Source organism: Crinalium epipsammum PCC 9333 (genome assembly GCF_000317495.1).
Classification (GTDB): domain Bacteria; phylum Cyanobacteriota; class Cyanobacteriia; order Cyanobacteriales; family PCC-9333; genus Crinalium; species Crinalium epipsammum.
Genome location: NC_019733.1, coordinates 17,948 through 40,461, shown reverse-complemented (window position 1 = coordinate 40,461; position 22,514 = coordinate 17,948). Strand labels below are relative to the sequence as shown.

Genomic DNA, 22,514 nt, shown 5'->3' with positions numbered 1-22,514 from the left:
TTTCCTGACTTGATTTAACAATATTTTTCGGAGAATTTCCATGCCTGAAGTTAGAGAAGAAACTCCCTTAACCATTACAGAAACCTCAACACCTAATGTCATTCTTGATGTGCAGCAAACAAGTTGCTGTATCGTTGGAGGCGGCCCTACAGGAGCGGTTTTGGCACTAATATTGGCGCGTCAAGGCATTCACGTGACGCTGCTAGAAGCACACAAAACCTTTGAGCGCGATTTTCGAGGTGACGTAGTTCACGGTGGGGGCATGGAATTGTTAGATCAATTAGGTTTAACCGAGCGCTTGCTCGATCAGATTCCCCACTCCACAGCTAAGGCAATTCAATATATTATTGACGGACAAACCATTCCGTTCGTGGAATGGAGTCACTTGAAAGGGACTCAGTATCCCTACATGACAATAATTTCCCAGTCCCGGTTAATTCAGTTTCTAACGGCTGAAGCGAAACGCTATCCAAATTTTCAGTTGCGTATGGGTGCAAACGTGCAGCAACTAATTGAAGAAGATGGAAGCATTCGCGGTGTCCGCTATCGGGGACAGGGTGGGTGGCACGAAGTGCGATCGCACTTGACAGTCGGCGCAGACGGGCGTTTCTCCCAGGTGCGTAAATTAGCAGGTATGGAACTGATCGAGACTGCTGCCCCGCTAGATGTCTTTTGGTTTCGCCTGCCCCGACACGCTTCGGAGCCAGAGGGTTTGTTTGTACGCTTGGGTAACAAACGCTTCCTTGTTACATACAACACTTATGACGGAAATTGGCAAATTGGCTACTACATTCTCAAGGGTCAATACCGTGAGATTCAGGCGGCTGGCATCGAAGCGCTACGTCAGTCTATTGTCGAAGTAGTCCCTGAGTTTGGCGATCGCGTACAGCATTTGGAGAGTTGGAAGCAGGTATCATTTCTCTCAATCAAAGTAGGTAGACTCGACCACTGGTATCGCCCTGGTCTGCTTTTGATTGGCGATGCTGCTCACGTAATGTTACCTATGGGTGGGATTGGCATCAACTATGGAATACAGGATGCTGTAGCCGCAGCTAACATTTTGATCGAACCGCTCAAGCACGGTAAGGTTGAGCTAAATCATCTAGCTAGAGTGCAACGCCAGCGCCAGTGGCAGATACAACTCATTCAGAATTTGCAGTACTTTATGCAGAGGCAAGTGAGCATCAAAGCGCTGCAATCGGGTTACACGTTCAAACTGCCAATATATTGGGGTCTGCCGCCGTGGCGTGACTTAATTGCTAGGCTGCTTGCGTTTGGAGTTTTGCCACCTCATGTGAAGGCTGAATACAGGTTGTAAGTTATAGCAGTCAGCTTAGGCTTCGCCTACAGCTTTAATTCTGCGCCTTGAGTACCAAGGTTTCAGTAATAAAAAATACCCTAACAAACCTGGCTACTGCTTTATAAAAACACTAAATAATTGCTATGTCTAAACAAAATAATACTCAATCCTCTCAAACTCTGCCGCCACGGTTAGCACTATGGCCAATGATCAGTGCCTACTATGTGCCGCAAATGATTTATGTGGCAGCGAAGCTCGGTATCGCCGATATGTTAAAAGATGGTGTTAAAAATTGCGATGAATTGGCAACAGCAACTGGAACCAACGCGCCAGCACTCTATCGCCTTATGCGCGCGCTGGCAAGTGTAGGGATTTTTGCTGAAAAAGAAGAAGGTTATTTTGATTTAACGCCAGTTGCTGTTTATCTCCAGAGCGATATTCCTGATTCGATACGTTGGGCAGCAATTATGTTTGCAGAGGAACAATATAAAGTTTGGGGAGAACTCCTGTACTCCATCAAAACAGGAGCAAGTGCTTTCGATCACGTGTACGGCATGGATCTGTACCAGTATCTAGCCCAAAACCCAGAACAGGGTGAGATTTTTCACAAGGCAATGACGAGTATTGCGATTACAAGAGAAGATACGGCGATCGCAACTGATTACGACTTTTCGTCCATTAAGACATTAGTGGATATAGGAGGTGGGCGCGGAAGTACGATCGCTGAAATTCTCAAGGCTAACCCAACAATGAAAGGAATTCTTTTCGATTGCGCCCCAGCCCTAGAAAGTGCCAAGGAATTGATAGAGGCAGCAGGAGTTTTGCAACGCTGCGAATTCACAGTTGGAGATTTCTTTGATGCCGTGCCTAGTGGATGCGATGCTTACATTCTCAAGCGTATTTTACACGATTGGGATGATGAACGAGCCATTACTATCCTCAAAAACTGTCACCGCGCTATGGCAAAAAAAGGCAAGATTTTGGTAGTTGAGCGGTTGATTCCCCTCGGTAATGAACCATTCGCGGGCAAATTGATCGATCTGGATATGCTGGTAATGACTGGAGGCATTGAACGGACTGAAAAGCAATGTCGTTCGCTGTTTGAGGCGGCTGGCTTCCAGGTGACAAAAATCGGATCAATACAATCTGATATGAGTTTAATTGAGGGCGTTCCGGTCTAGTCCGCGCTCCTTTATCGATCATTTAAAATTAATCGCAAGGAATTGACATGAAAGTTGCATTTATCGGGCTTGGCAATATGGGCAAGGAGATGGCACCACATATCCTGCAAGCAGGCCACGAGTTAACCGTTTACAACCGTACTCGCAGCGCCACTGATGGGCTGCAACAATTAGGCGCACGGGTAGCCGATTCGCCTGCCGATGCAGTGCATGAAGCTGAAGTGTTGCTCACCATAGTAGCCGATGATGCTGCGGTCAAAGACGTAATCTTTGGTACAACAGAACTTCCCGGTGCAATTGAGCAGCTTGCTAAGGATGCTATACACGTCTCTATGAGTACGATTAGTGTAGCATTATCCCAACAGCTAGAATCAGCACACAAAGCAGCAGGACAAGCCTACTTATCTGCCCCTGTCTTGGGCCGACCAGTAACAGCACGCGCGGCGAAATTATGGGTTTTGAGTGCAGGTGAATCAAAGCTAATTGAACGCTGCCGTCCTTTGTTTGAAGCGATGGGTCAGGGTGTGTTTGTAGTAGGGGACCAGCCTCACTTGGCAAATCTTGTTAAGGTAACGGGGAACTTTACGATCGCCTCAGTTTTGGAGACTTTGAGCGAAGCTTTTGTACTGATGCAAAAGTCGGGCATATCTCCCCTAAAATTTCTGGAGATTATCAATACCGCAGTTTTCAACTCCCCTGTATACGATGTTTTAGGAAAAATGATTGCCGAAGAGCAGTATGAACCAGCTGAATTCAAACTGCGATTAGGACTCAAGGATGTGCGATTAGTCCTCGAAGCTGCGGAAAGTGCTGCTGTACCCCTACCACTAGCTAGTCTAGTGCGCGATCACTTCCTTTCAGGGATGGCGCGGGGTGATGGTGAGATCGACTGGTCAGCGATAGGGCGGGTTAATGCTTCAAATGCTGGCTTGTAGTATATAGCGAGCAGACGACTCTCCTTTACCAAAAGTGATAAATTAACCTGATTTATTTGAAAAAGTTTTACGTGTAATAAATTCATAGTAAATTTTTCAAATAATTCTCATTCAAATAGGTGTTTTTCACTTTAAAAAACCAGAAACTAAATTTAAAAAATCAGCAATATAAGGTGATGAATTATGCCTCAAAGCACATTTAGTATTCCAGTAAACGCTTCTTTAACAACTCTTTGGAAAATTTTGTTAGAAAAACTGGAAAATCCTAAAAGTTATATCGCGGATGTTGAAGATGTGAAGTTTTTTGAAAAAAATGAGAATGGGATGTTAAGGGAAATAAAAGTTCGTGGTAAGATTGTAAAAGAAAGAATCACTATCAACGAGCAAGCCAGAGAAATAAAATCAACTTTAGTGGATCATCCTCTGTTTTCTGGAGATATTTTTAACAAGATAGATCTGCCTGCTCAAAACTCCAGCAATCACTTAATTCTTACTTTTAGCAGAGACTGGTATCCTTTGAATGAGGAAGCCAAAAAGGTTGATGAAGCAGAACTTGCCGCACATATGGAGCAGGTTTTGCTTCACACCAAAAATTTGGCAGAACAGCACGAGGGAAATCAATAAAAGATTATTTTTTTAAGATAATGCCAATGACACTTGGTATTATCTTAAAATTAAAGGTTTGGTACTTAAATCTTTTGAAGCTTTAATGATTTTAAAGATTGTTTGTCAGGTCAGTAAAAAGGATAAATTATTTAAAAATCGTATTCAATAATTGTAAAATAAGTCTACCAAGCTTGTTTTTGATAATAAACCGTTATTTCCGCTACTCTCAGTACAAAGGTTTGCTTTATTTACGGTCGAATTTAAAAAGACTTAATCAGATAAGCAAATAATGATAGCGTTAGCTTCTATAGTGAGTTTATTTTTAACCGAATTTGATTTTTAAAAAGTTAGTTAGTATCGGAAATAACGATATTTTAAATGTCCTAATTGTGGACATAAACTTTCTAGAAATTGCAACGATGCTTTGGGATTTTCTTTCAAAATATTGCGAAATATTGCCGGACTGGATACGCAATTATTCAGCACGCTATGCTTAAAGTATTCGGGCTTGAAGTATCAGATTCTTAATATCAAACCACAAAACAAGGCAGATTACTTATGTTGACTGAATTTCAGAAGAGAAAGCTCAACTTGCGTTTTTATATGGTTGACATTTCCAAAGATGGAATCGTAGAACTAGCCGACTTTGAACAGCAAGGTCAAAAGGTTGCTGAACTGATGGGGATTCAACCAGGTTCGACAGAGTATGATAAAATAATTTCCGCCAATATTGGTATATGGCAAACTTATTGGAAAGGCGCTGATGCAGACGGCGATAATAAAATCACCGTAGATGAATACCTGAAGTTTGCTGAGTATACAATTACGGCAAAGGTAGATGAAAAAAACAAGTTGGATCAGGTTAAAGCCCTTTTTGATGCTGTCGATCTAGATGGAAGTGGAGAGATTGAATTAAAAGAGTACACAATCTATTTGAAGGCGGTAGGCAAATCGGAAGAAGACGCTAAAGTTGCTTTTTCCAAACTCGATGCGGATGGGGATGGAAAACTTTCCCGAGATGAATTTGCCCTTGCCATGATCGAGTATCACAGAGGTAACGATCCACAAGCACCCGGTAACTGGTTTTTCGGTTCATATTGAGCGCCATCTCAACTTCAGAATTTTACAGTTTTATCGCAGTTAAATCTATTAAATTCACAGAGTTTTTCTGAAGGCAACATTTTTAATTTAGATCGAGGTAGGAGATTTTTACAGAATAGAAAGTTCCTGCCTTGGTCAACCAAATTGTGTCATTTTTTGATTAAAGCAAAAGAAATTAGAGTTATGAAAAAGCTAACCTCTGCGATCGCAGAACAAAATTACTATTAATGAGCGGGTATCGCCGCCATAAACCCGCGATTAATGTGTATAAACCAGTAATCAGCCCTGAATTGGCAATAGTTTTTGGATAATTTTCATGTCTCAAGCAAGAGAAGAAAGGATCACAACTAACAAAGAAGCCATAATTCCCGATACTATTCTCGACGTGCAAGAAACAAGCTGCTGTATCGTTGGGGGTGGGCCTACAGGAATAGTTTTGGCGCTGATTTTAGCGCGTCAAGGTATTCAGGTGACGCTGCTTGAGGCGCATAAAACATTTGAGCGCGATTTCCGGGGCGATCTGATTCAAGCTGGGGCAATGGAAATTATGGACGAACTAGGTTTGACGGAGCAGTTGCTCGCACAGGTTCCCCATTCCAAAACCAGCCAAATGGAATTTAGCCTTTGCGGTCAAACTGTTTCTTTTGCAAACTTCAGCAAATTGAAAACTCGGCATCCCTACATCACCATTATCCCACAGGTTAAGTTGATTGAGTTTCTCACAGAGTCCGCGAAACGCTATCCAAACTTTCAGTTAATTGCGGGTGCAAACGTACAACAACTAATTGAAAAAAACGGAATTATTACAGGTGTGCGCTATCGGCGGAGTGGTGGCTGGCATGAAGTGCGATCGCAATTAACAGTAGCAGCCGATGGACGCTTCTCCCCAGTTCGTAAATTAGCAGGTATGGAACTGATTGAGACCGCAGCACCAATGGATCTCCTTTGGTTTCGTCTGCCCAGACATTCCAATGAGCCAGAGGGTTTGAGGGTGCGCTATGGTAGCAAGCGTGTTTTGGTTACATACAACACATCTGATGGAAATTGGCAGATTGCTGCCGTTATTCCCAAGGGAAACTACCGCCAGATGCAAACTGAAGGAATAGAAGCGTTACAACAGTCTATCGTCGAAGTTGTTCCAGAATTTGGCGATCGCGTACACCATTTAAAAGATTGGAAGCAGACATCACTCCTCTCAGTCCAAATGGGCAGGCTCTCCCAATGGTATCGCCCTGGTTTGCTTTTACTGGGTGACGCAGCCCATGTTATGTCCCCTCTAGGTGGGGTTGGCATCACCTATGCAATTCAGGATGCTGTGACGGCGGCAAACGTCCTGAGTGAACCGCTCAAGCGTGGTGAAGTTGAGCTAAACCATCTAGCAGCCGTACAGCGTCAGCGCGAGTTTGCAATCAAAGTCATCCAAGGATTTCAGTCTTTTACGCAGAAGCGGATTACCGCTAAAGCAATGCAAGCAGATAACTCCTTGAAACTGCCCATATATTTGCGTTTGCCACTGTTGAGTGACCTTCGGGCGCGACTGTTTGCATTTGGCGCTTTTCCACCTCATATTAAGGTCAAATTCAGCTTGTAGGATGCTGACTATCAATTTACAGCTTTTAACAAAATTTAAGTTTTAGTTTTTCTAATTTATTGGAGTTATGTGAAATGTTTGAATCTGAAGATCTGATTAAGATGCGAGCAAAACTGGCTGGGGAAGCTGGTGCTGCATATTCTCAAGCAAGAAAAAATGACGTTCAAGTAATGTATAAATACTTAAATCCCCAGCCAGGAGAACACATTTTAGGATTTTGGGAAGGAAATGGCTTCTTTTGTAAATTTATTGCCGAAGCAGTTGGTTCACAAGGAAAGTATCTTGTTAGCGACCCTTCAGCCTACCTACTAGATCGTCTCAAGTCTAGATTTCCGATGCCGCAAGTTGAAATTTTAGTCAGTAGTTCTGAGGATTTAGACCTCCCTGCTGAATCTTTAGATAAAGCTTGGAGTTTTGCAACGTTTCATGATGCCTTAAGTCAAACACAAGTAGTTGCTAATATTTACAAGGCATTAAAACCAGGCGGGTTATTATTCATAGGTGACGTTTTTCAAGGAAGTTCAGCATCTAGATATTTTGACTCCATAGTGAGTAAATATCGTGAAGGCGGACATGAAGCAAAATTTTTATCGGAAGAATTTGCTGATTCTTTATGTTTTGTTAGTGGATTCAAAAGTGAAAAAGTTCGCGTAGTAGAATTACTCCAGAAATGGTATTTCCCGTCAGAAAACGATATTGCAATATTTCTTTATAAAATTTTGGCGATGAACTTATTCCCTGGAGATGAACCAGAAAAAATAGAACAAACTCGTCAAGGGCTTAAAGATTTTTTTGAAATAGAATACAACGATGGAATGTACGAATTGAACTGGCCAATGAAAGCCATTATTGCCGAAAAATAAAATGTGAATAATAAATTGTTTTTTAAGTATTTTACTTGAAAATTAAGTTTTTTAGTTGCAAAAAAACATTAAATCTCTTCACTTATGTTCAATTATCAGCATAAAATTCTTGCTATTCTTCACCTACCAATCCTACTGAGATCGCTCCTACATAGCCATCGAATATAGAGCAAAAATTGCGCCATAATTACTTCGTTAGAGCTTTTAGGCTATTATGTTATTTGATGAAAATTATAAAATTTTATCTTTTCTAAACTGTTCCGATCAATCCAGTTTGAAAAAGCCTGCTTTCGTTACTCCGCAGCAGACATACAGCTATCAGGATGTACGCGATCGCGTTGCAGCAACGATCAATTTTTTGCGTACCAAAGGTTTGATAGCTGGACAGCGCGTTTTAATGATTGCAGATAACGATCAATATGCAGTTTTCTTTTTTCTTGCTGCTAGCGCGATCAGCATTCAAGTTTTGATTCCATACAATCTCAAAGAAGCTGCTTTAATCGAATGGATTAATATCATCAAAACTGCTAAACCCAATCATATTATTTACCTAAAAAAAACGAATCAGGCACTTTTTGAAAAACTTCAAGTGTCTGGCGTTAATATGATCGAAATTAACCGACTTCAAATCGAGACAATAGATAAAGCTGCTACTAATAGCATCGTTGCAACTCCTACTTTAGTTGAGAAATTTCTAGTTTTATTTACTAGCGGAACTACAGGTAATCCGAAAGCTATCAGTCTTCAGGAAAAACTGATTGCCCAACGTATTTTGAAGGTATCGACAACACTAAAGTTTCACTCTGACGCACACATAATGATGTCAGGGCTGATGAACAATACCACTGGAATAATTTTTTCATTGGGTGCATTGGCACACAACGCTACTCTATTTTTTCCAGACAGTCCTAATGTTGCAGATTGGGCACCACAGATACAACAGCGCCGCTTAACTCATATTATGCTGCGTCCAGTCTTTATGAAAGATTTTCTTGAGGATTCACGCACAGTCAAAGCAGATTTGAGTAGCCTACAAGTCATTGCTTATGGCGCTGCACCCTTGCCTATAAAAGTCTTAGAAGAAGGGCGAAGACTTATTCCTTGTGAATGGATTCAGGGCTATGGTTTGAGTGAAACTTTCGGGCCTTTCTGCTGGCTACTAGAAGAGGATCATCAAGTAAAACGCTACGCCCAATATGTCCATTGTATTGGACGACCAGATGATTCAGTTGATGTCGCTGTTTTTGATGCTAATGACAATGAATTGCCTGCCAACGAAATTGGTGAAATTGTAGTGCGTAGTTCAGGGATGATGTCCGGTTATTGCAACTTTGAAAAAAATACTATTGAGTCCGTTAATGAATGGTTCCACACGGGGGACTTTGGGATGTTTTCTAGTGAGGGTTATCTTGTACTCAAAGGAAGAGAAATTGAGACCATTCTGACACCAAACGGTCACAAAATTTATCCCAGCGAAATCGAGAATCTTCTCTACCAAATTCCAGGTGTTGAGGAGGCAGTGCTTGTTGCTTGGTCATCCTCTGAAGCAGCAGTCAAAGATCCCGTTGTTTGCATTTATTGTAGGCAGGACTTTCAAAACGATCCAGTCGCTCTAACAAATGCTTTATCTGATAGCTTCCTAAATACTCTCAGTCCTGAAAAATGGCCAATTTTTCTTTATATCTCGCCTGAGCCTTTGCCAAAAAACCAGAACGGCAAAATTGTGAAGCGGGATATTCTTCCCTTAATTCAAGCTGAAAAAGTGATCAAATTTTCTACAATTTAAGGACGAAATCGTGAAGGCAACAATACATTCTATTCTCTGCCACGCTCCAACTAATACTGTCTATGGAATCATTTCCAATAGCGCGCGATGGCCTGACATTTTTGAACCATGTATTAATGTAGAACCCCTGGAAAAAAAGGATGGCTATGAAATTATTCGCGTTACAGCAGAAGTGAACAATGTGGAGATGCAGTGGGTTTCCCATCGGGTTTTAAATGAGGAAATTTATGGCATTGACTTTGAAACAAACCCTCCATTACCTCTGCTCAAATCTATGCAAGGTCGCTGGCGGGTAGTGCCGATGGAAGAAGGGGGATGCCTACTTTTCCTGGAACACAATTTTCAGGTAAAGGACGACGTAACAGGTTTAGTGGAGGGTGTTACCACACCTGATCAGGCGGTTGACTTTATGCTGCAAGCACTCCACCGCAACAGCACCAAGGAACTGAATTCCATCAAAAAATTAGCAGAATCATGATGAAAAATACATTTCATTCGATTGTATGCCATGCCCCAGTAGAGGCTGTTTATCAAATTATTTCCGACACCGCCCAATGGCCAGATTTGTTTGAGAGTTGCGTCAGCACAGAAGTTCTGGAAAAAGGTGACGATTATCAACTGGTTCGCATTACTGCCCAGGAAAATGGCAGAGAAATGACATGGGACACGCACCGAAAGTTTTTGCCACAGATCAATGGAGTTGATTTCTACCTACCCATACCCATGCCACTGTTGACTGATATGCAAGGGCGCTGGCGGGTTGTGCCGCTTGATGGTGGAGGAAGCCTGCTGTTTGTTGAACGTAGCTTTACTGTCAAGGAAGACGTGACTGGTTTGGTAGAGGGCGTAACCACATCAGAGGAAGCTGTCGATTTCATGATCAATTTTATTGATCGCAACGGTGGGAAGGAAATGATTGCGATTAAAAGCATAGTGGAAGAAAAAGACCACCACGAGGATGAACTTTCCTTTTCCTTTGAATCCAGTCGCGTTCTGCCCTTTGCCAAGGCAGATATTTACACTCTTTTGGCTAATGCTGCCAACTGGCCTTCGCTACTTCCCCATTGTCAGGCTGTGGATATGCTTTACGATGACGGCAGCAATCAGGAATTCATTATGGAGGTAGGAACGGCGTATGGTAGTGAGCGCATTCGCAGCATCCGTCGGTGTCGCCGAGATCTCCTGAGCATTGAGTATTTTCAGCCAGAACCGCCTCCAGTGATGAGTAGACATAGCGGCCGTTGGATGCTTAACAGTGTACCTGGTGGAACGGAGGTTTTTGCCCGTCACGAGTTCCAGATCGAGCCGAATGCCTGCCGCAATTTATTCGGAGAGGGTGACATAGCATCTTATAAGCAAAGGCTTCATGATGCTCTGGAGAAAAACTCTCTAGCCACCATTGCCGCTTGTCAGGATTATTTAGCTAGGAAGAAAGCATAATGAATACGCCATTAAGTGTCCCAGAAGAAATATACCTTGCTTGTCGGTATTTTTTGCCGCGTATTCTGTTTTGGCAATCTCAGTGGGGCGATTTGGCGATCGCTCTTAGTAATTTTCCCAAAAGTTGCACAGATGTAAGTACCCCTGAGTTCTGGGAACACTGGAAGTCGGGTTGGTCGGATCTTGGCGATCGCTATGTTGCACAAGCCGAAACCTGCTCATATAAAATGGGGCAGCGTCACCTCTTTCGCAGTGCCACCAGTTGTTACCACTGGGCGGAGTTTATGTATTTCTCGGATTCCGACCAAAAGGGGGCATTGCGACAGCGCGTTAAGGATTGCTTTGTGAAAAGCTGGGATGAAAATGTCCGTCCCCTCAATAGAGATAAAATTGATTGGAACGGGGTTGAAATTCCCTACTATTTGCTATTACCCGATTGCGTTGACCCCCATCAACCTTTACCCTGTGTAATTATGTCCAACGGTCTTGATTCAGTTACGGAAGTTGAAGTTATTACTTTCGCTGAACATTTTGTAAATCGAGGATTTGCAGCTTTCTTGTTCGACGGCCCAGGGCAAGGAATTAATCTCGGTCGTTCTCCAATTCCGGTAAATTTTGAGGAAGTGGTTGACAGTATTATTGATACATTATCTGCTGATGCACGCATTGATGAAAAGCGGCTGGGTTTCTTCGGAGTCAGCTTTGGTGGCTATATTGCTTTGCGGGTAGCAAAACATTTAGGTAATAAATTCAAAGCAGTTGTTAATCTGTCGGGTGGCCCATATATTACACCGTTTGAAAAAATGAAGCGCCGTCTCAAAGAAGATTTTCAGTATGCGTTCATGCAGCCTGAAAAAACTGCTATGCCTAACCTTTTTGCTCGTCTAACACTGGATCTATCTGGCGGTTGCGAAACAAATGTTTTGTCAATTCACGGTGAACTGGACGATATTTTTCCTGTTAGTGGTATTCAGGATCTAGATCATAAATGGGGCGATCGCCACGAAGCAATTATCTATGAACAAGAAGTTCATGTTTGCCTGAACCACATCAACCAGTACATAGTAGCGATCGTAGATTGGATGGGGTCGCAACTTACTCTTTGAGAATACAGTTTAGTGGAGCTTTCGGAATTAGTGTGCAAATGTTCAAACAAGAACATTTTCAAGTCTTATCTTCTCATAGTTCCTATGCAAAAGAAAGCACAGTTAAAAACGAAGAACCAGCCTCTAGATCGCGCATTTCTAATTTTTGGAGATGTGTAATAACCACTAACACCTAACTGCATAGTTTGTTAAACTTGCTCCCATTAATTTTAGAGTATGAATAACCGCAAAGTACATTTTATTTTGTTTGTAAGCGTATTGGTAGATACGATTGGTTTTGGTTTAATGCTCCCGTTACTACCATTTTACGCTCTGAAGTTTGGAGCTTCAATTAGCACAGTCACGCTACTTTTTAGCGTATATTCGTTGCTCCAATTTATCAGCGCCCCTTTATGGGGTAAGATGAGCGATCGCTTTGGCCGCCGTCCAACGTTATTGTTCAGCCTAATCGGTAGTAGTTTAGCTTTTCTGTGGTTGAGCCAAGCGAATGCGCTGTGGATGCTATTTGGTTGTCGCATCTTGGAAGGCATCATGGCAGCGAGCTTCCTGCTAGCAATGGTGTATATTTCTGACATTACCACCAAGGAAAATCGAACCAAAGGCATGGCTATAGTTGGAGCCGCATTTGGACTAGGCTTATGTTTGGGCCCTGCTATTAGCTCTTTTTTGGTTGGTTCGGACTCTCAAAATCCCAACTTGATGCTGCCACCTTTAATTGCATCTGGTATGTCACTGTTGGGATTTACCATTGCCTTGTTAGGTCTGCCTGAACCTATAAAGACTCAAGCCAGAACTATTGAAAAGCCACGCCGATTCGACCTTACGAGGTTGGTCGAGATACTCAATACTCCATCTACAGGTCTCCTCCTATTATTATCATTTTTGATGATGCTGGTGGGGCTGGGAACCTTGGCCATCCTTGCACTCTGGAGTAACCAAAAGTTAGGTTGGGGCCCAAAAGAAATTGGCTATGTCTATATATTTTGGGGGGTAATGTCTGTCATTGTCCAAACTAAATTGGTTGAACCGTTAACTAAAAGGTTTGGTGAAGCAAATTCACTCTTTGGGGGGCTGGTTGTATTTGGATTTGGGGTATTTTTGATACCCTTCTCCACGAACTTAGCGTTAGTTTTGGGAGCAGTTTCCCTAACAAGCAGTGGCTTTTTTCTTTGTCGGCCTCTATTAAATAGCTTGCTCTCTCAATCTGCCGGAGCGAAGCAGCAAGGTGAGGTTTTGGGATTGGCAGAATCAGTTTCGACTTTGGGAAGGATTATTGGGCCACTCGGCGCTGGGTTTATATTTGGAAGCTTTGGTTCTTATTGGCCGTTTTGGAGTGGAGCAATAATCATGGCGGTAGCAAGTATTTTGGGCTGGCAGGTGGCGACAGCATCAAACTTATCTTCTGCTGTCAGTAAGCAGCGCCAACGCAAAATGAAGAAGCTGTTTGATTTGTTAGATCATAACAAAAATGGGGTGATTGAGCCAATTGATTTTGAGCAGGGCTTTCAGGCAATTGCAGATATTAGGGGTTGGACACTTGACTCTCCAGATTATTCGATAGTTCATTCATTTTGGATTGGATTGCAGAATAAGATGCAAAGTTTAATGGATACTAATGGAGATGGAATAATTACGATGGACGAATGGCTAGAATATATGACTAGCCGTCTAGATCATAATTTTGCCGACTCCTTTACGAAACTAATTGATAGTAATGAAGACGGAGAAAATTCTCTCAAAAAACTGAAAATGTTTTATCAGGGTTACAGAATTGATACAAGCCAAGCAAAAGCAGTTTTTGAACAGTTTGATATTAACCAGGATAAAAATGTCTCCCAAGATGAGATTAGTAAAATATTAGATCAATTCATGTACAGTGATGAATTAGAAGAATCTGTAAACTTGGCTGTAGCTTCTTAGACAAACTATTTCATCCGATAATCGGTCATTGCTCATTGTTGTGAATTAAAGGATCAGTTTGCCACAACGACAAGCTTATCCTTTAAATGAACTATACTTAAATCCACCATCTTTAAGTCATATAGTAGTTCACAAAAAGACTACTATAAAGGGCATAAAGTTTTAAAAAATTCTTCATAGGGTTGGATCTAGCGATAGTGTCACGAAAGGCAAGATTGACAAATGAGCAAAATTGTTGCTTGGTTGTTTCCTTCAAAATACTTATTTGAACTAGGATAAAATTCAGAAATGAACCGATTACTGGGAGTATCTGAACATTTGAGGTGGCTGCTAGACCAAAGATGGTCATTTAATTTTATTTTGAGTGCGCGTGTTACAGGGGCGATCTCTGTCCAACAGTTAACAGATGCCTTAGCTTGGGTTCAGTGTCGGCATCCCTTATTAGCTGTGAAAATAGTTACTGAAGATGGTCAACAGCCACGATTTGTATCAGAAGGTGTTCCCAACATCCCACTACGAGTGGTTAAGCGACAAGGAGGTGAACACTGGTGTCAAGAGGCTGAAGCCGAACTATCACTTCCTTTCTCTTGGAACTCTGGGCCATTGTTGCGTGTGGTGTTCCTTCAAGGTGAAATAGTGTCTGAACTGATTATTACCTGCCACCATTCTATCGGTGACGGTTTATCAGTAATCTATCTACTACGGGACATCCTACTGGAAATTAGCACAAAAGCTACCACTCGCGAGATATTGCCAGAACTTCCTTCTTGGGAAGAACGTATTTTCTTGGCTCAGGGCAACATCAGCAATAATGTTATTGCCCCAGTAGCACTAACTGAGAAGAAAAATAAAAAAAGTGTATCTGATACAGACATGGTTTTGAATCGTGTCAGCAACCAGGAAGTAATTTCAGGAAACAAGCGTTCAAGTATACTTCACTGGTGCCTTTCTCCAAAAGATACTGCTATGCTTACTTCACGCTGCCATGAAAAGCAATCTAGCGTTCAAAGTGCTATCTGTGCTGCCTTTCTTCTGTCAATCGCCCAAGAGATGAATTCGCCAGAAGGTACAGTTCATAAGTGTGTTTCACCATGTAATGTTAGAAATTACCTTGTGCCAGCAATTGGGGAAGATTTTGGTTTATACATATCTGGTCTATTCACTTCGCATACTCTGAAGCCAGAAACTAGCTTTTGGGGATTGGCGCAAGAAGTCAAACACCAAATTAATGATTTGATAATGCCAGAAAAAATGTTTCAGTATATTCGACCAACCAAGGCTTTTCTCTCGACCCAACCAGACCCACAAATGGTTTATCAGCAAATGACGCAAAAGGGAGATCTGTGTGTTACAAATTTAGGTCGTTTGAATATAACACAGCAATTTGGTTCACTATATTTAGAGGCCATCTATGGGCCAATAGTTCAGTCTTCTGAAAATATCAAGATTGTAGGTATAGCCACCATGGAAGGTAAAATGTTTTTTACTTTTACCTTTTCAGAATCAGTATTGCCGCGAAGTCAGGCAGAGAAAATTAAAGCAACAGCAATGCGTTGCATTGCTAAAGTAGTTGCTGACAGTAACAGATGTGGTTAAAACCCATTCAAAAACACCGACTCTGCGACTGTTTACTCTCAGTTCATTGGTGCAGAGTAGTATGTATTCCCTGCACCTTGATAGTATTCTGGGTAAATAGTATTTTTTATTGCCACAACTCGGCGTAAATAGAAGGTTCGTGTCACCAAGTGCAGCGAGTAGTTGAATCATTTGCCCTGTATAAGTTTCAGCGTTTATCTATTTCTGATAAACGTCGCCAGTTTTTACGACACTTTGATAAGTTATTCCAATATTTTATTCAAAGTTATCATTTGTATTTCTTATCAATTAAGCCGAAAAAATGGGTCATTTTTACAAAACTTTACAAGGCTGCACCTGGTGACACGAACCTTCTATTTACGCCTATTATGTAAAAAATCAGGTAGCTCAAATAAAAACTTATGAAATTCCCACTTTGGCTCTCAATAGGTATATCAATTCTAGCTATGCAAGGAACTTTAACACTGCCCAAGACAGTTACAGGAATACAACCGAGTACCGCACAAAATAATCCAAGGACAACAGAGACTAAATTAAAAACTTATCTAGTACCCAAGGAGTTCTCAATTTCTTATCCCTCTAACTGGTTGGTTGAAAGAACGCAAAATCCACCAGGGACTACCCCTAGAGAACTTTTAATTATCACAAATCAAAAATTACCCAAAAGAGGAGGCGATGGTTTGCCACCTAACATTATTAAAACTGATATTCAAATTGAACGCGGAGCCTTTGAAAAAGTTGTAGCTCAAACATTCAGATCTGCAAGTGGATCGGGTAGTCGCTTGACTCAAAGAGGCAAACTTACTGTCGGTGGGCGAGAAGCAGTTAGATTATGGATTTCTGAGCCGGAAGCAGAAACTATCATTATGCTAGTCCGTTACAATAAGAATGAAACTCTCTATCTAGCAAGTTTTTACGCTCGAAGTAATCCTTCAGCTATTAACATAATTCAAAGAATACATGGCTCTGTGAGGGTAGTTGAGTGAGTAACTAAACGGGAAAATTGTACGCACTTGGCTGAAAGCCTATACCTGTTTGATTTGTAGAAATTATTATGAAAGCAGAAATAGGTTAATTACTAAAAAGCAGTGTTCTTTATAATAACTTTCGATATTTGCTTCTCCTCCCCATCCTTACTCGTTCAAAACCAAGGGCTTTGATTTCATCACTGCTCATCTTTGACAGTTGGTAATCTTTTATTTTAAGCAGCTTGCAAACTTGAACCCCAGAAAGCAGTTCAGTTTCAGTGTTTGGTGTTGGCTCACTTACGGGTTCTGAGGGTGGTGCAGCTTCAGATAAACCAGGGTCTGTTTCTAAGTCTGTTTCAAGTGTAGCTTCTACTTCTAGGGAATTTAATTTTGGGTCTGCTACAGGCGCGTTAGCGTCTATTTCTGCTGCAACTGGTTCAAGTGCAGAATTGAGTTCTAGAGCATTTAATTCTGGGTCTGGTTCATCGCTAGTATCGGGCGATTGTGCGATCGCATCTACCTCAACTACTAATGATTCAAGTTTTTCTGCTGCTTCTTCCTCTAACTGCCTAGCCGTTTCTGCCACCTCTAGGCTAACACTTCCCACTTCACTAGGTGCGATACCTGGTATGTTACTAAGTATTTGCTCAGGCTCTACCACTTCCTGCTCTAGTATATTACCTGGTATTGTTTCTGGTATATTACTTAAATCTTCTAACTTATTCTCTAAAGTACTAAGTCGTTCCAGCACTTCAGCACTTGGTAAGTCACTAGGTGTAATACTCGGTAATTTACTTAACTGCTCCTCCACAATCCTTGTGATAGTTGCCTCTAGCTCATCTGTTACTGGTAAGTTACTAAGTGAGTTACCAAAGAAAGTAGCAAGAATTTGATTAACCGCAGCACTGTACTTAATACCACCATGCTGTTTGATGTACTCCATTAAGGATTTTTCATTTCCCTTATCCAAGTACACTGCAATATGTTTTTTATCTGTTGCCATAGTATGTTACTGAGTCATTTACTTAGCATCATACTGTAATAACATACCTATAAGTAAGAGTAAACTACTGATAACAGACTGATGTAATACTAAGTTTTAACAGTTGAGTGTGATTGCACTTCAAGCGCATCTAATTGATCAAAGTATGACAAGGAATTAAGATGTAGCAGAACTGTTAGAAGTGCGACAAGGTAGTTATCAGTTGAAGTGTCACTAGGCAGTTAGAGATAGCAGTACAACACGGTAATCAGCAAGTGCAGTATAGCAAGGCAGTTAGAGATAGCGGTGTTACAAGGCAGTCAAAAAGTGCTAAAGTGCAATGCCACAGGGAAAAGAATTTCAACAATCACGGTACTTTTTACGATTGCACTACGCTAGTAGTGCGTTACTACTTACAACACTTAGTAACAGACTAGGTAGACTACGCGCGTCTTGTGCCTATTAGTAAGTGTATAGCACTTCTAACAGACTGGTACAACACTTTTAACAAGTTTGTTAACAAGGTATGACACTGGTAACAGACTGATATAAAACCGTGAATCACTTAGTATTGTTCTAGTGACAGACGGGTATAATACTTAGTAGAGGAAGTTAAGTGCTATCGCACTTTTCTAATGACCACTTTTAAAAACTGCCGTACTATTGCCCTACAACCGCCACCAAAGCAAATTAACGATGTTTAACATATCAACAGTAGCTCAACAGCCGTTAAATGCGAAATACCACAAAAATTTCAGTATTTAAGTAAGGATAATATGATTAAACCCTGACAAATGGTGGTTTAAAATGGAATTGGTTCCAAGAACGTCCTTTTTGCAAACCGTCAGTAGTTGATAACTGGATCACGAGTCGGGCAATTCTTTAGCACCGTTGCCCAAGCGCAAGAAGTCGGCGAATTTGAGTTGGAAAACTTTATTGCACAAGACGACAGAGTGTTTGTGCCTCCTTGATGCACGCCTCGAAGATTGTCAGATCAACCGCCAAGCGCCGCCTCGATCGCAGCGATGTCGATCTTTTTCATCTGCATCATCGCATCGAACGCACGCTTGGCGGCAGCAGGATCGGCATCGGTGACCGCTTTCGTTAGGGCGAGAGGCGTAATCTGCCAGGACACTCCCCATTTGTCTCTGCACCAGCCGCACGCACTTTCCTGTCCACCGTTGCCGATGATCGCGTTCCAGTAGCGATCCGTTTCTGCTTGATCAACGGTTGCGACCTGAAACGAGAACGCTTCATTGTGCTTGAATGCAGGCCCGCCGTTGAGTCCGAGGCAGGGAATTCCCATCACGGTAAACTCGACGGTCAACACGTCCCCTTGCTTCCCCGACGGAAAGTCTCCCGGTGCGTGGTGTACTGCATCCACGGACGAATCGGGAAAGGTCTCTGCGTAAAACCGCGCCGCGTCCTCGGCAGTGCCATCGTACCAAAGGCAGATCGTGTTCTTTGCTGGCTTTTCCATGTCACTTCTCCATTAAGATGAGCCCCCTGAAACCGGAGTCAACGATGTGCTTGCAGTCGCGCACTTTATTGGCTTGGAAGACATTTCCGCCCATTCTAGCGCGAACGCTGTTGGCGAATTGGCATCATCGTGCCAAAATGGGGAAATTGTACGCACTTGGCTGCTGCTGCTTCCTCTATTCTTTCTAGTTCTAATGGTGGTGCGGGTTCCGATATACCAGGAAATGTTTCTAAGTCGGGTAGGAGTGCAGAATTTATTTCTAGGGAATTAAAATCTGGGTCTGCAACAGGCGCGTTAGCGTCTTGCTCTACTGCAACTGCTTCTACTAAGAGTGAAGGCGCGTTAGCGTCTGCTACCTTGGGAACTTCTACAGCTATAAGTGATATAGGTTTATATAGGTGAAGTTGGTAATGATTCTACTATATATGTTATATATACAGACCTATATTTTAATGTGTGATCAACATTTAATAGTAGCCAAAATTAATTAACTATCAAAAACTTCCCCAATCGCCACAACGTATTTAGCAACTGCTGATGGACACCATAGCAGGTTTGAGTGATCTTAGTGCTGTATCTTGTCAACTGGTAGGCATTGATTCTAGCAGAAGAGCAAGGAGGTGCAAAAACCGATTTCCAAACTTTGTGGAGAATGCCCCACACAGCAATATAAAGGTAGCCGAACCAATGTAATGAACGAGATGAACGGCTGACGGTGTGAAGTATATGCAATAGGAGAGAGGAATTAGGATCAAGAAAGACCCCAGAAGTGAACCCAATAAAAATTTAGTTGCTCTACTCCGCCAAGTTTGTTTAAGAGGTTCGTTGTGTTCAGATTGCATGGTCAGATACTATAACTCAAGCTGTGTCTATTCTAGGCGTTATACCAGGCAGGGCCTCATCCCCGACGCTCAGGGTGTCAGCCATGCAACATTTACCCCAATGTCCTGTGAACGTTCAGTGAACGTTCGGTGAACTTCCGGTGAACTGCATTATAATTATTTAAAAGCCCCAGCAACGCTGCAACAATGCTGGAGATAACTAACAAACCTGGTGTTGTTATGGACATTTTAAATAATACTGAGCTAGATCGGATTGGAACTAAAGATCTGATGTCTAAATATGGCATCGGCAAAACTGCATTTTATGAGCGGTTAAAAACTGCAAATGTTAAACCTGTAAAAGACGGTACTCGCTCTTGGATTAGCACTCATCAGTTAGAAGAGTTGGATAGATTGGATAGTCACTTATCATCCGGCGGAAAGCTTGAAGACTTTGTTCCTAGTCTTGCTGATGTTTCTGATCTTCGCTCGGTACAGTTCAGCGAACCATCCACCGAACAGTTCACCGACCATCCGCCGAACGGTTTGCTCGGCAGTTCATCAGACATGGTTTTAGCTGATGGACAGGGCGAAATGCAAAGGTTAATTAATGCAATGGAAGCGATCGCAATTGCTCAACACGAACCCCTACGTCATTACAAGGAACTAGAGCAGGCAGCAGCTTCAGGGTGGATTTTGACCAGTGCTGAAGTAAAACAACTTATTGGTGTAAAGCCAACAGTAAAGGGGAATGATCGCACCTTCAATCGTGGTAGTTTCAGCTTTGTAAAATCTGGGAAAGTTGGTATTCAGACTGGCTGGAAAGTGTTGAAAGTTAGCTGATCATCACTCTTTCACATTTAAAGTAAAAAGCTTCTAATTTTCAGTGGCTTTAATGTTATTGAGAATTTTGGCACGGTGATACCAAACTCAACAGAGAGAGCAGCTTTTAGTCGGCACTACGTTAGTAGTGCGTTAGTGCAATACCTAGTCTGTTACTAAGTAATAAATTCAGGAAACCATGCGGCAATTGCACGTTGGCGATGGGAACAGCAACTTCAGAAAACGCGCGATCGCCTTCCCGATATCATAGCAGATTGGGAGAAGTCAAACCTCGACACCGCAGATGATTAAAGGCTAAGTTGGGGAAACAAAAGGAATTTACGATTGAAACTTCTATGCGACTAAAATCAAAGTTTCAGTTCCTCTGCGCTACAGTCCTTAGTTTCTCTTTCCTCAACGGCGTTGAAATGCAATTGCCGACTAAAAACTTAGGGAAATGGCTAAATACAAGCAATCAAGCCTATGCCGCAAGTAGTGGTGGACGTAGCGGCGGTGGCTCATTTAGCAAAAGTTCTTCATCTTCCACCTCCGGGTCAAGTTCCGGTAGTTCTAGAAGCTCTTCGCCTTCTAATTCTACTTCGAGTCCCACAAATTCTAATCGAGGGAATACTGGTGGGCGCGTTAAGGGAGGTTCCTTCGAGAAACGCTCTGTACCTTCTAACTCTAATTCCAGTCCAAGTAACTACAACACAACAACTACTACTACGATCTATTCTTCTAGCTCAACTTCCTCTGATGAGTTAGCGTTCTCTTGGTTAGCTTTCTGGGCGGTAGTGGGAATAGCGGGTGTGTTTTTTGGGGTTTACTTTATTCTGGCGGCAATAATGAAGCCGAATAGCTCTACTAGCTCAAGCAATGAGAAGCTAGAGAATGATATTGTCACTGTCAGTAAGGTACAAGTAGCACTGGTGGCGATAGCCCGAAATATTCAATCTCAACTGTCTGATGTTGCTGTTAATGCTGATACACAGACTTCAGAGGGACTAACGGAACTGTTACAAGAAGCAGCTTTAGCGCTGCTGCGATCGCCTGAATACTGGAGTCATGTACTAGCCATTTCCCAAGTCGTTCGGAGTAGAAAAGAAGCAGAAACGATCTTTAATCAATTCTCCGTTGAGGAACGTAGTAAATTTAATGCTGAAACTCTAGCTCATGTTAATGGCAGAGTTAGCAGAAATACACCCATTAGTCCCAACCAAGATCAAGACTCCGCTGCCTACATTGTCGTAACGCTGCTGATCGGAACTGAAAATGACAAGCCGCTGTTTGATGAAATCCTCTCACCAGATGCGCTCAAGCAAACGTTAGTGCATCTTGCGGCGATTCCATCCGACCATTTGCTAATTTTTGAGTTGCTTTGGAGTCCTCAAGAGGAAACGGACAGTCTCACTTATGATCAGTTGTTGACTAAGTACAAAGATATGATTCAAATCACTTGATTAGACTTATTGCTCTTATTCGGTTAAAGGGGAAAAGCTTAATTTTTCCCTTTCCCCTTTCCCCTTTACTGGTAGATTTCCATCCTGAAGTTGAAGTGTAACAAGGCAGTCAGCAAGTGCTAAAGTGCAATACAGCAAGGCAGTTAGAGATAGCAGTGTTACAAGGGAAAAAGAATTTCAACAGTCACGGTACTTTTTACGATTGCACTACGCTAGTAGTGCATTACTACCTGCCATACTTAGTAACATACTAGAGATGTAATGCACAGATTGTATCTAGTTTTAACTGTAGAACACTTCTAACAGACTGGTATAACACTTTGAACAGACTTGTTAGCAAGGTATGACACTGGTAGCAGACTGGTACAGCACTTAGTCTAGGTAGTTAAGTGCTATCGCACTTTTCCAATGACCACTCAGAAAAACTGCCTTCAGATTGAGCTATAACCGCACTCAAATCAAATTTACGACCAATTACACCAACGGGTAATCGAATACTTGACACAGACAAACATCCCTTTTTAGAGGTGTTGTCTATGTAAGGCTTGTCTATATA

General features: G+C 42.1%; 19 protein-coding genes. 17 read left to right on the top strand and 2 right to left on the bottom strand.

From position 1 onward, the window contains the following. Nucleotides 1–40 precede the first annotated feature (40 nt). The 14 genes from CRI9333_RS23245 to CRI9333_RS23180 all read left to right on the top strand — a co-directional run bounded on the left by CRI9333_RS23245 (nucleotide 41) and on the right by CRI9333_RS23180 (nucleotide 16,411). Nucleotides 41–1,318 (top strand): FAD-dependent oxidoreductase, encoded by a 1,278-nt coding sequence (locus tag CRI9333_RS23245; protein ID WP_015179946.1) that lies wholly within the window; start codon nucleotides 41–43, stop codon nucleotides 1,316–1,318. A gap of 125 nt (nucleotides 1,319–1,443) precedes the next feature. After that, on the top strand, nucleotides 1,444–2,481 hold the full coding sequence (locus tag CRI9333_RS23240; protein WP_015179945.1) for a methyltransferase: 1,038 nt from the start codon (nucleotides 1,444–1,446) through the stop codon (nucleotides 2,479–2,481). Nucleotides 2,482–2,528: 47 nt separating this feature from the next. After that, complete coding sequence (locus CRI9333_RS23235) at nucleotides 2,529–3,416, top strand: NAD(P)-dependent oxidoreductase (RefSeq protein WP_015179944.1); 888 nt, start codon at nucleotides 2,529–2,531, stop codon at nucleotides 3,414–3,416. A 183-nt stretch (nucleotides 3,417–3,599) separates the two neighbouring features. Next, nucleotides 3,600–4,040: an AtaL-like protein gene (locus CRI9333_RS23230; RefSeq protein ID WP_015179943.1), complete on the top strand. Its 441-nt coding sequence runs from the start codon at nucleotides 3,600–3,602 to the stop codon at nucleotides 4,038–4,040. 540 nt (nucleotides 4,041–4,580) lie between these two features. Next, nucleotides 4,581–5,123 carry an EF-hand domain-containing protein gene (locus CRI9333_RS23225; RefSeq protein WP_015179942.1) on the top strand — a complete coding sequence of 181 codons (543 nt, stop codon included), beginning with the start codon at nucleotides 4,581–4,583 and terminating at the stop codon, nucleotides 5,121–5,123. Between the two features lie 316 nt (nucleotides 5,124–5,439). Beyond that, nucleotides 5,440–6,714: an FAD-dependent oxidoreductase gene (locus CRI9333_RS23220; protein WP_015179941.1), complete on the top strand. Its 1,275-nt coding sequence runs from the start codon at nucleotides 5,440–5,442 to the stop codon at nucleotides 6,712–6,714. A 74-nt stretch (nucleotides 6,715–6,788) separates the two neighbouring features. Continuing rightward, nucleotides 6,789–7,577 (top strand): class I SAM-dependent methyltransferase, encoded by a 789-nt coding sequence (locus CRI9333_RS23215; protein WP_015179940.1) that lies wholly within the window; start codon nucleotides 6,789–6,791, stop codon nucleotides 7,575–7,577. Between the two features lie 274 nt (nucleotides 7,578–7,851). Further along, on the top strand, nucleotides 7,852–9,363 hold the full coding sequence (locus CRI9333_RS23210; protein WP_232229446.1) for a class I adenylate-forming enzyme family protein: 1,512 nt from the start codon (nucleotides 7,852–7,854) through the stop codon (nucleotides 9,361–9,363). Between the two features lie 10 nt (nucleotides 9,364–9,373). Next, nucleotides 9,374–9,841: an aromatase/cyclase gene (locus CRI9333_RS23205; RefSeq protein ID WP_015179938.1), complete on the top strand. Its 468-nt coding sequence runs from the start codon at nucleotides 9,374–9,376 to the stop codon at nucleotides 9,839–9,841. After that, nucleotides 9,838–10,803 (top strand): SRPBCC family protein, encoded by a 966-nt coding sequence (locus CRI9333_RS23200; protein ID WP_015179937.1) that lies wholly within the window; start codon nucleotides 9,838–9,840, stop codon nucleotides 10,801–10,803. Before CRI9333_RS23205 ends, CRI9333_RS23200 begins: the two co-directional genes overlap by 4 nt. Then, a complete protein-coding gene (locus CRI9333_RS23195; protein WP_015179936.1) occupies nucleotides 10,803–11,909 on the top strand; it encodes an alpha/beta hydrolase family protein in 1,107 nt (368 codons plus the stop codon). The genes CRI9333_RS23200 and CRI9333_RS23195 overlap by 1 nt, the downstream gene beginning before the upstream one ends. 216 nt (nucleotides 11,910–12,125) lie before the next feature. Beyond that, nucleotides 12,126–13,829 (top strand): tetracycline resistance MFS efflux pump, encoded by a 1,704-nt coding sequence (locus CRI9333_RS23190; RefSeq protein ID WP_015179935.1) that lies wholly within the window; start codon nucleotides 12,126–12,128, stop codon nucleotides 13,827–13,829. A gap of 288 nt (nucleotides 13,830–14,117) precedes the next feature. Then, nucleotides 14,118–15,425: a condensation domain-containing protein gene (locus tag CRI9333_RS23185; RefSeq protein ID WP_015179934.1), complete on the top strand. Its 1,308-nt coding sequence runs from the start codon at nucleotides 14,118–14,120 to the stop codon at nucleotides 15,423–15,425. Between the two features lie 401 nt (nucleotides 15,426–15,826). Further along, complete coding sequence (locus CRI9333_RS23180; RefSeq protein WP_015179933.1) at nucleotides 15,827–16,411, top strand: PsbP-related protein; 585 nt, start codon at nucleotides 15,827–15,829, stop codon at nucleotides 16,409–16,411. 109 nt (nucleotides 16,412–16,520) lie between these two features. Here the strand turns inward: CRI9333_RS23180 and CRI9333_RS23175 are convergent, their stop codons facing one another. Further along, complete coding sequence (locus CRI9333_RS23175) at nucleotides 16,521–17,396, bottom strand: hypothetical protein (RefSeq protein WP_015179932.1); 876 nt, start codon at nucleotides 17,394–17,396, stop codon at nucleotides 16,521–16,523. Between the two features lie 973 nt (nucleotides 17,397–18,369). Next, the gene (locus CRI9333_RS23170; RefSeq protein WP_015179931.1) at nucleotides 18,370–18,855 is read right to left on the bottom strand and encodes a VOC family protein; all 486 of its coding nucleotides are present in this window, start codon (nucleotides 18,853–18,855) and stop codon (nucleotides 18,370–18,372) included. Nucleotides 18,856–18,984: 129 nt separating this feature from the next. Between CRI9333_RS23170 and CRI9333_RS23165 the strand changes: the two genes are divergently transcribed. From CRI9333_RS23165 to CRI9333_RS25990, 3 genes are all read left to right on the top strand, one after another. Continuing rightward, nucleotides 18,985–19,257, top strand: coding sequence for a hypothetical protein (locus CRI9333_RS23165; protein ID WP_015179930.1), 273 nt, complete (start codon nucleotides 18,985–18,987; stop codon nucleotides 19,255–19,257). Between the two features lie 626 nt (nucleotides 19,258–19,883). Next, nucleotides 19,884–20,519 (top strand): hypothetical protein, encoded by a 636-nt coding sequence (locus tag CRI9333_RS25280; protein WP_015179929.1) that lies wholly within the window; start codon nucleotides 19,884–19,886, stop codon nucleotides 20,517–20,519. A gap of 335 nt (nucleotides 20,520–20,854) precedes the next feature. Next, nucleotides 20,855–21,958 carry a DUF1517 domain-containing protein gene (locus CRI9333_RS25990; RefSeq protein WP_157462486.1) on the top strand — a complete coding sequence of 368 codons (1,104 nt, stop codon included), beginning with the start codon at nucleotides 20,855–20,857 and terminating at the stop codon, nucleotides 21,956–21,958. Nucleotides 21,959–22,514: the final 556 nt, after the last annotated feature.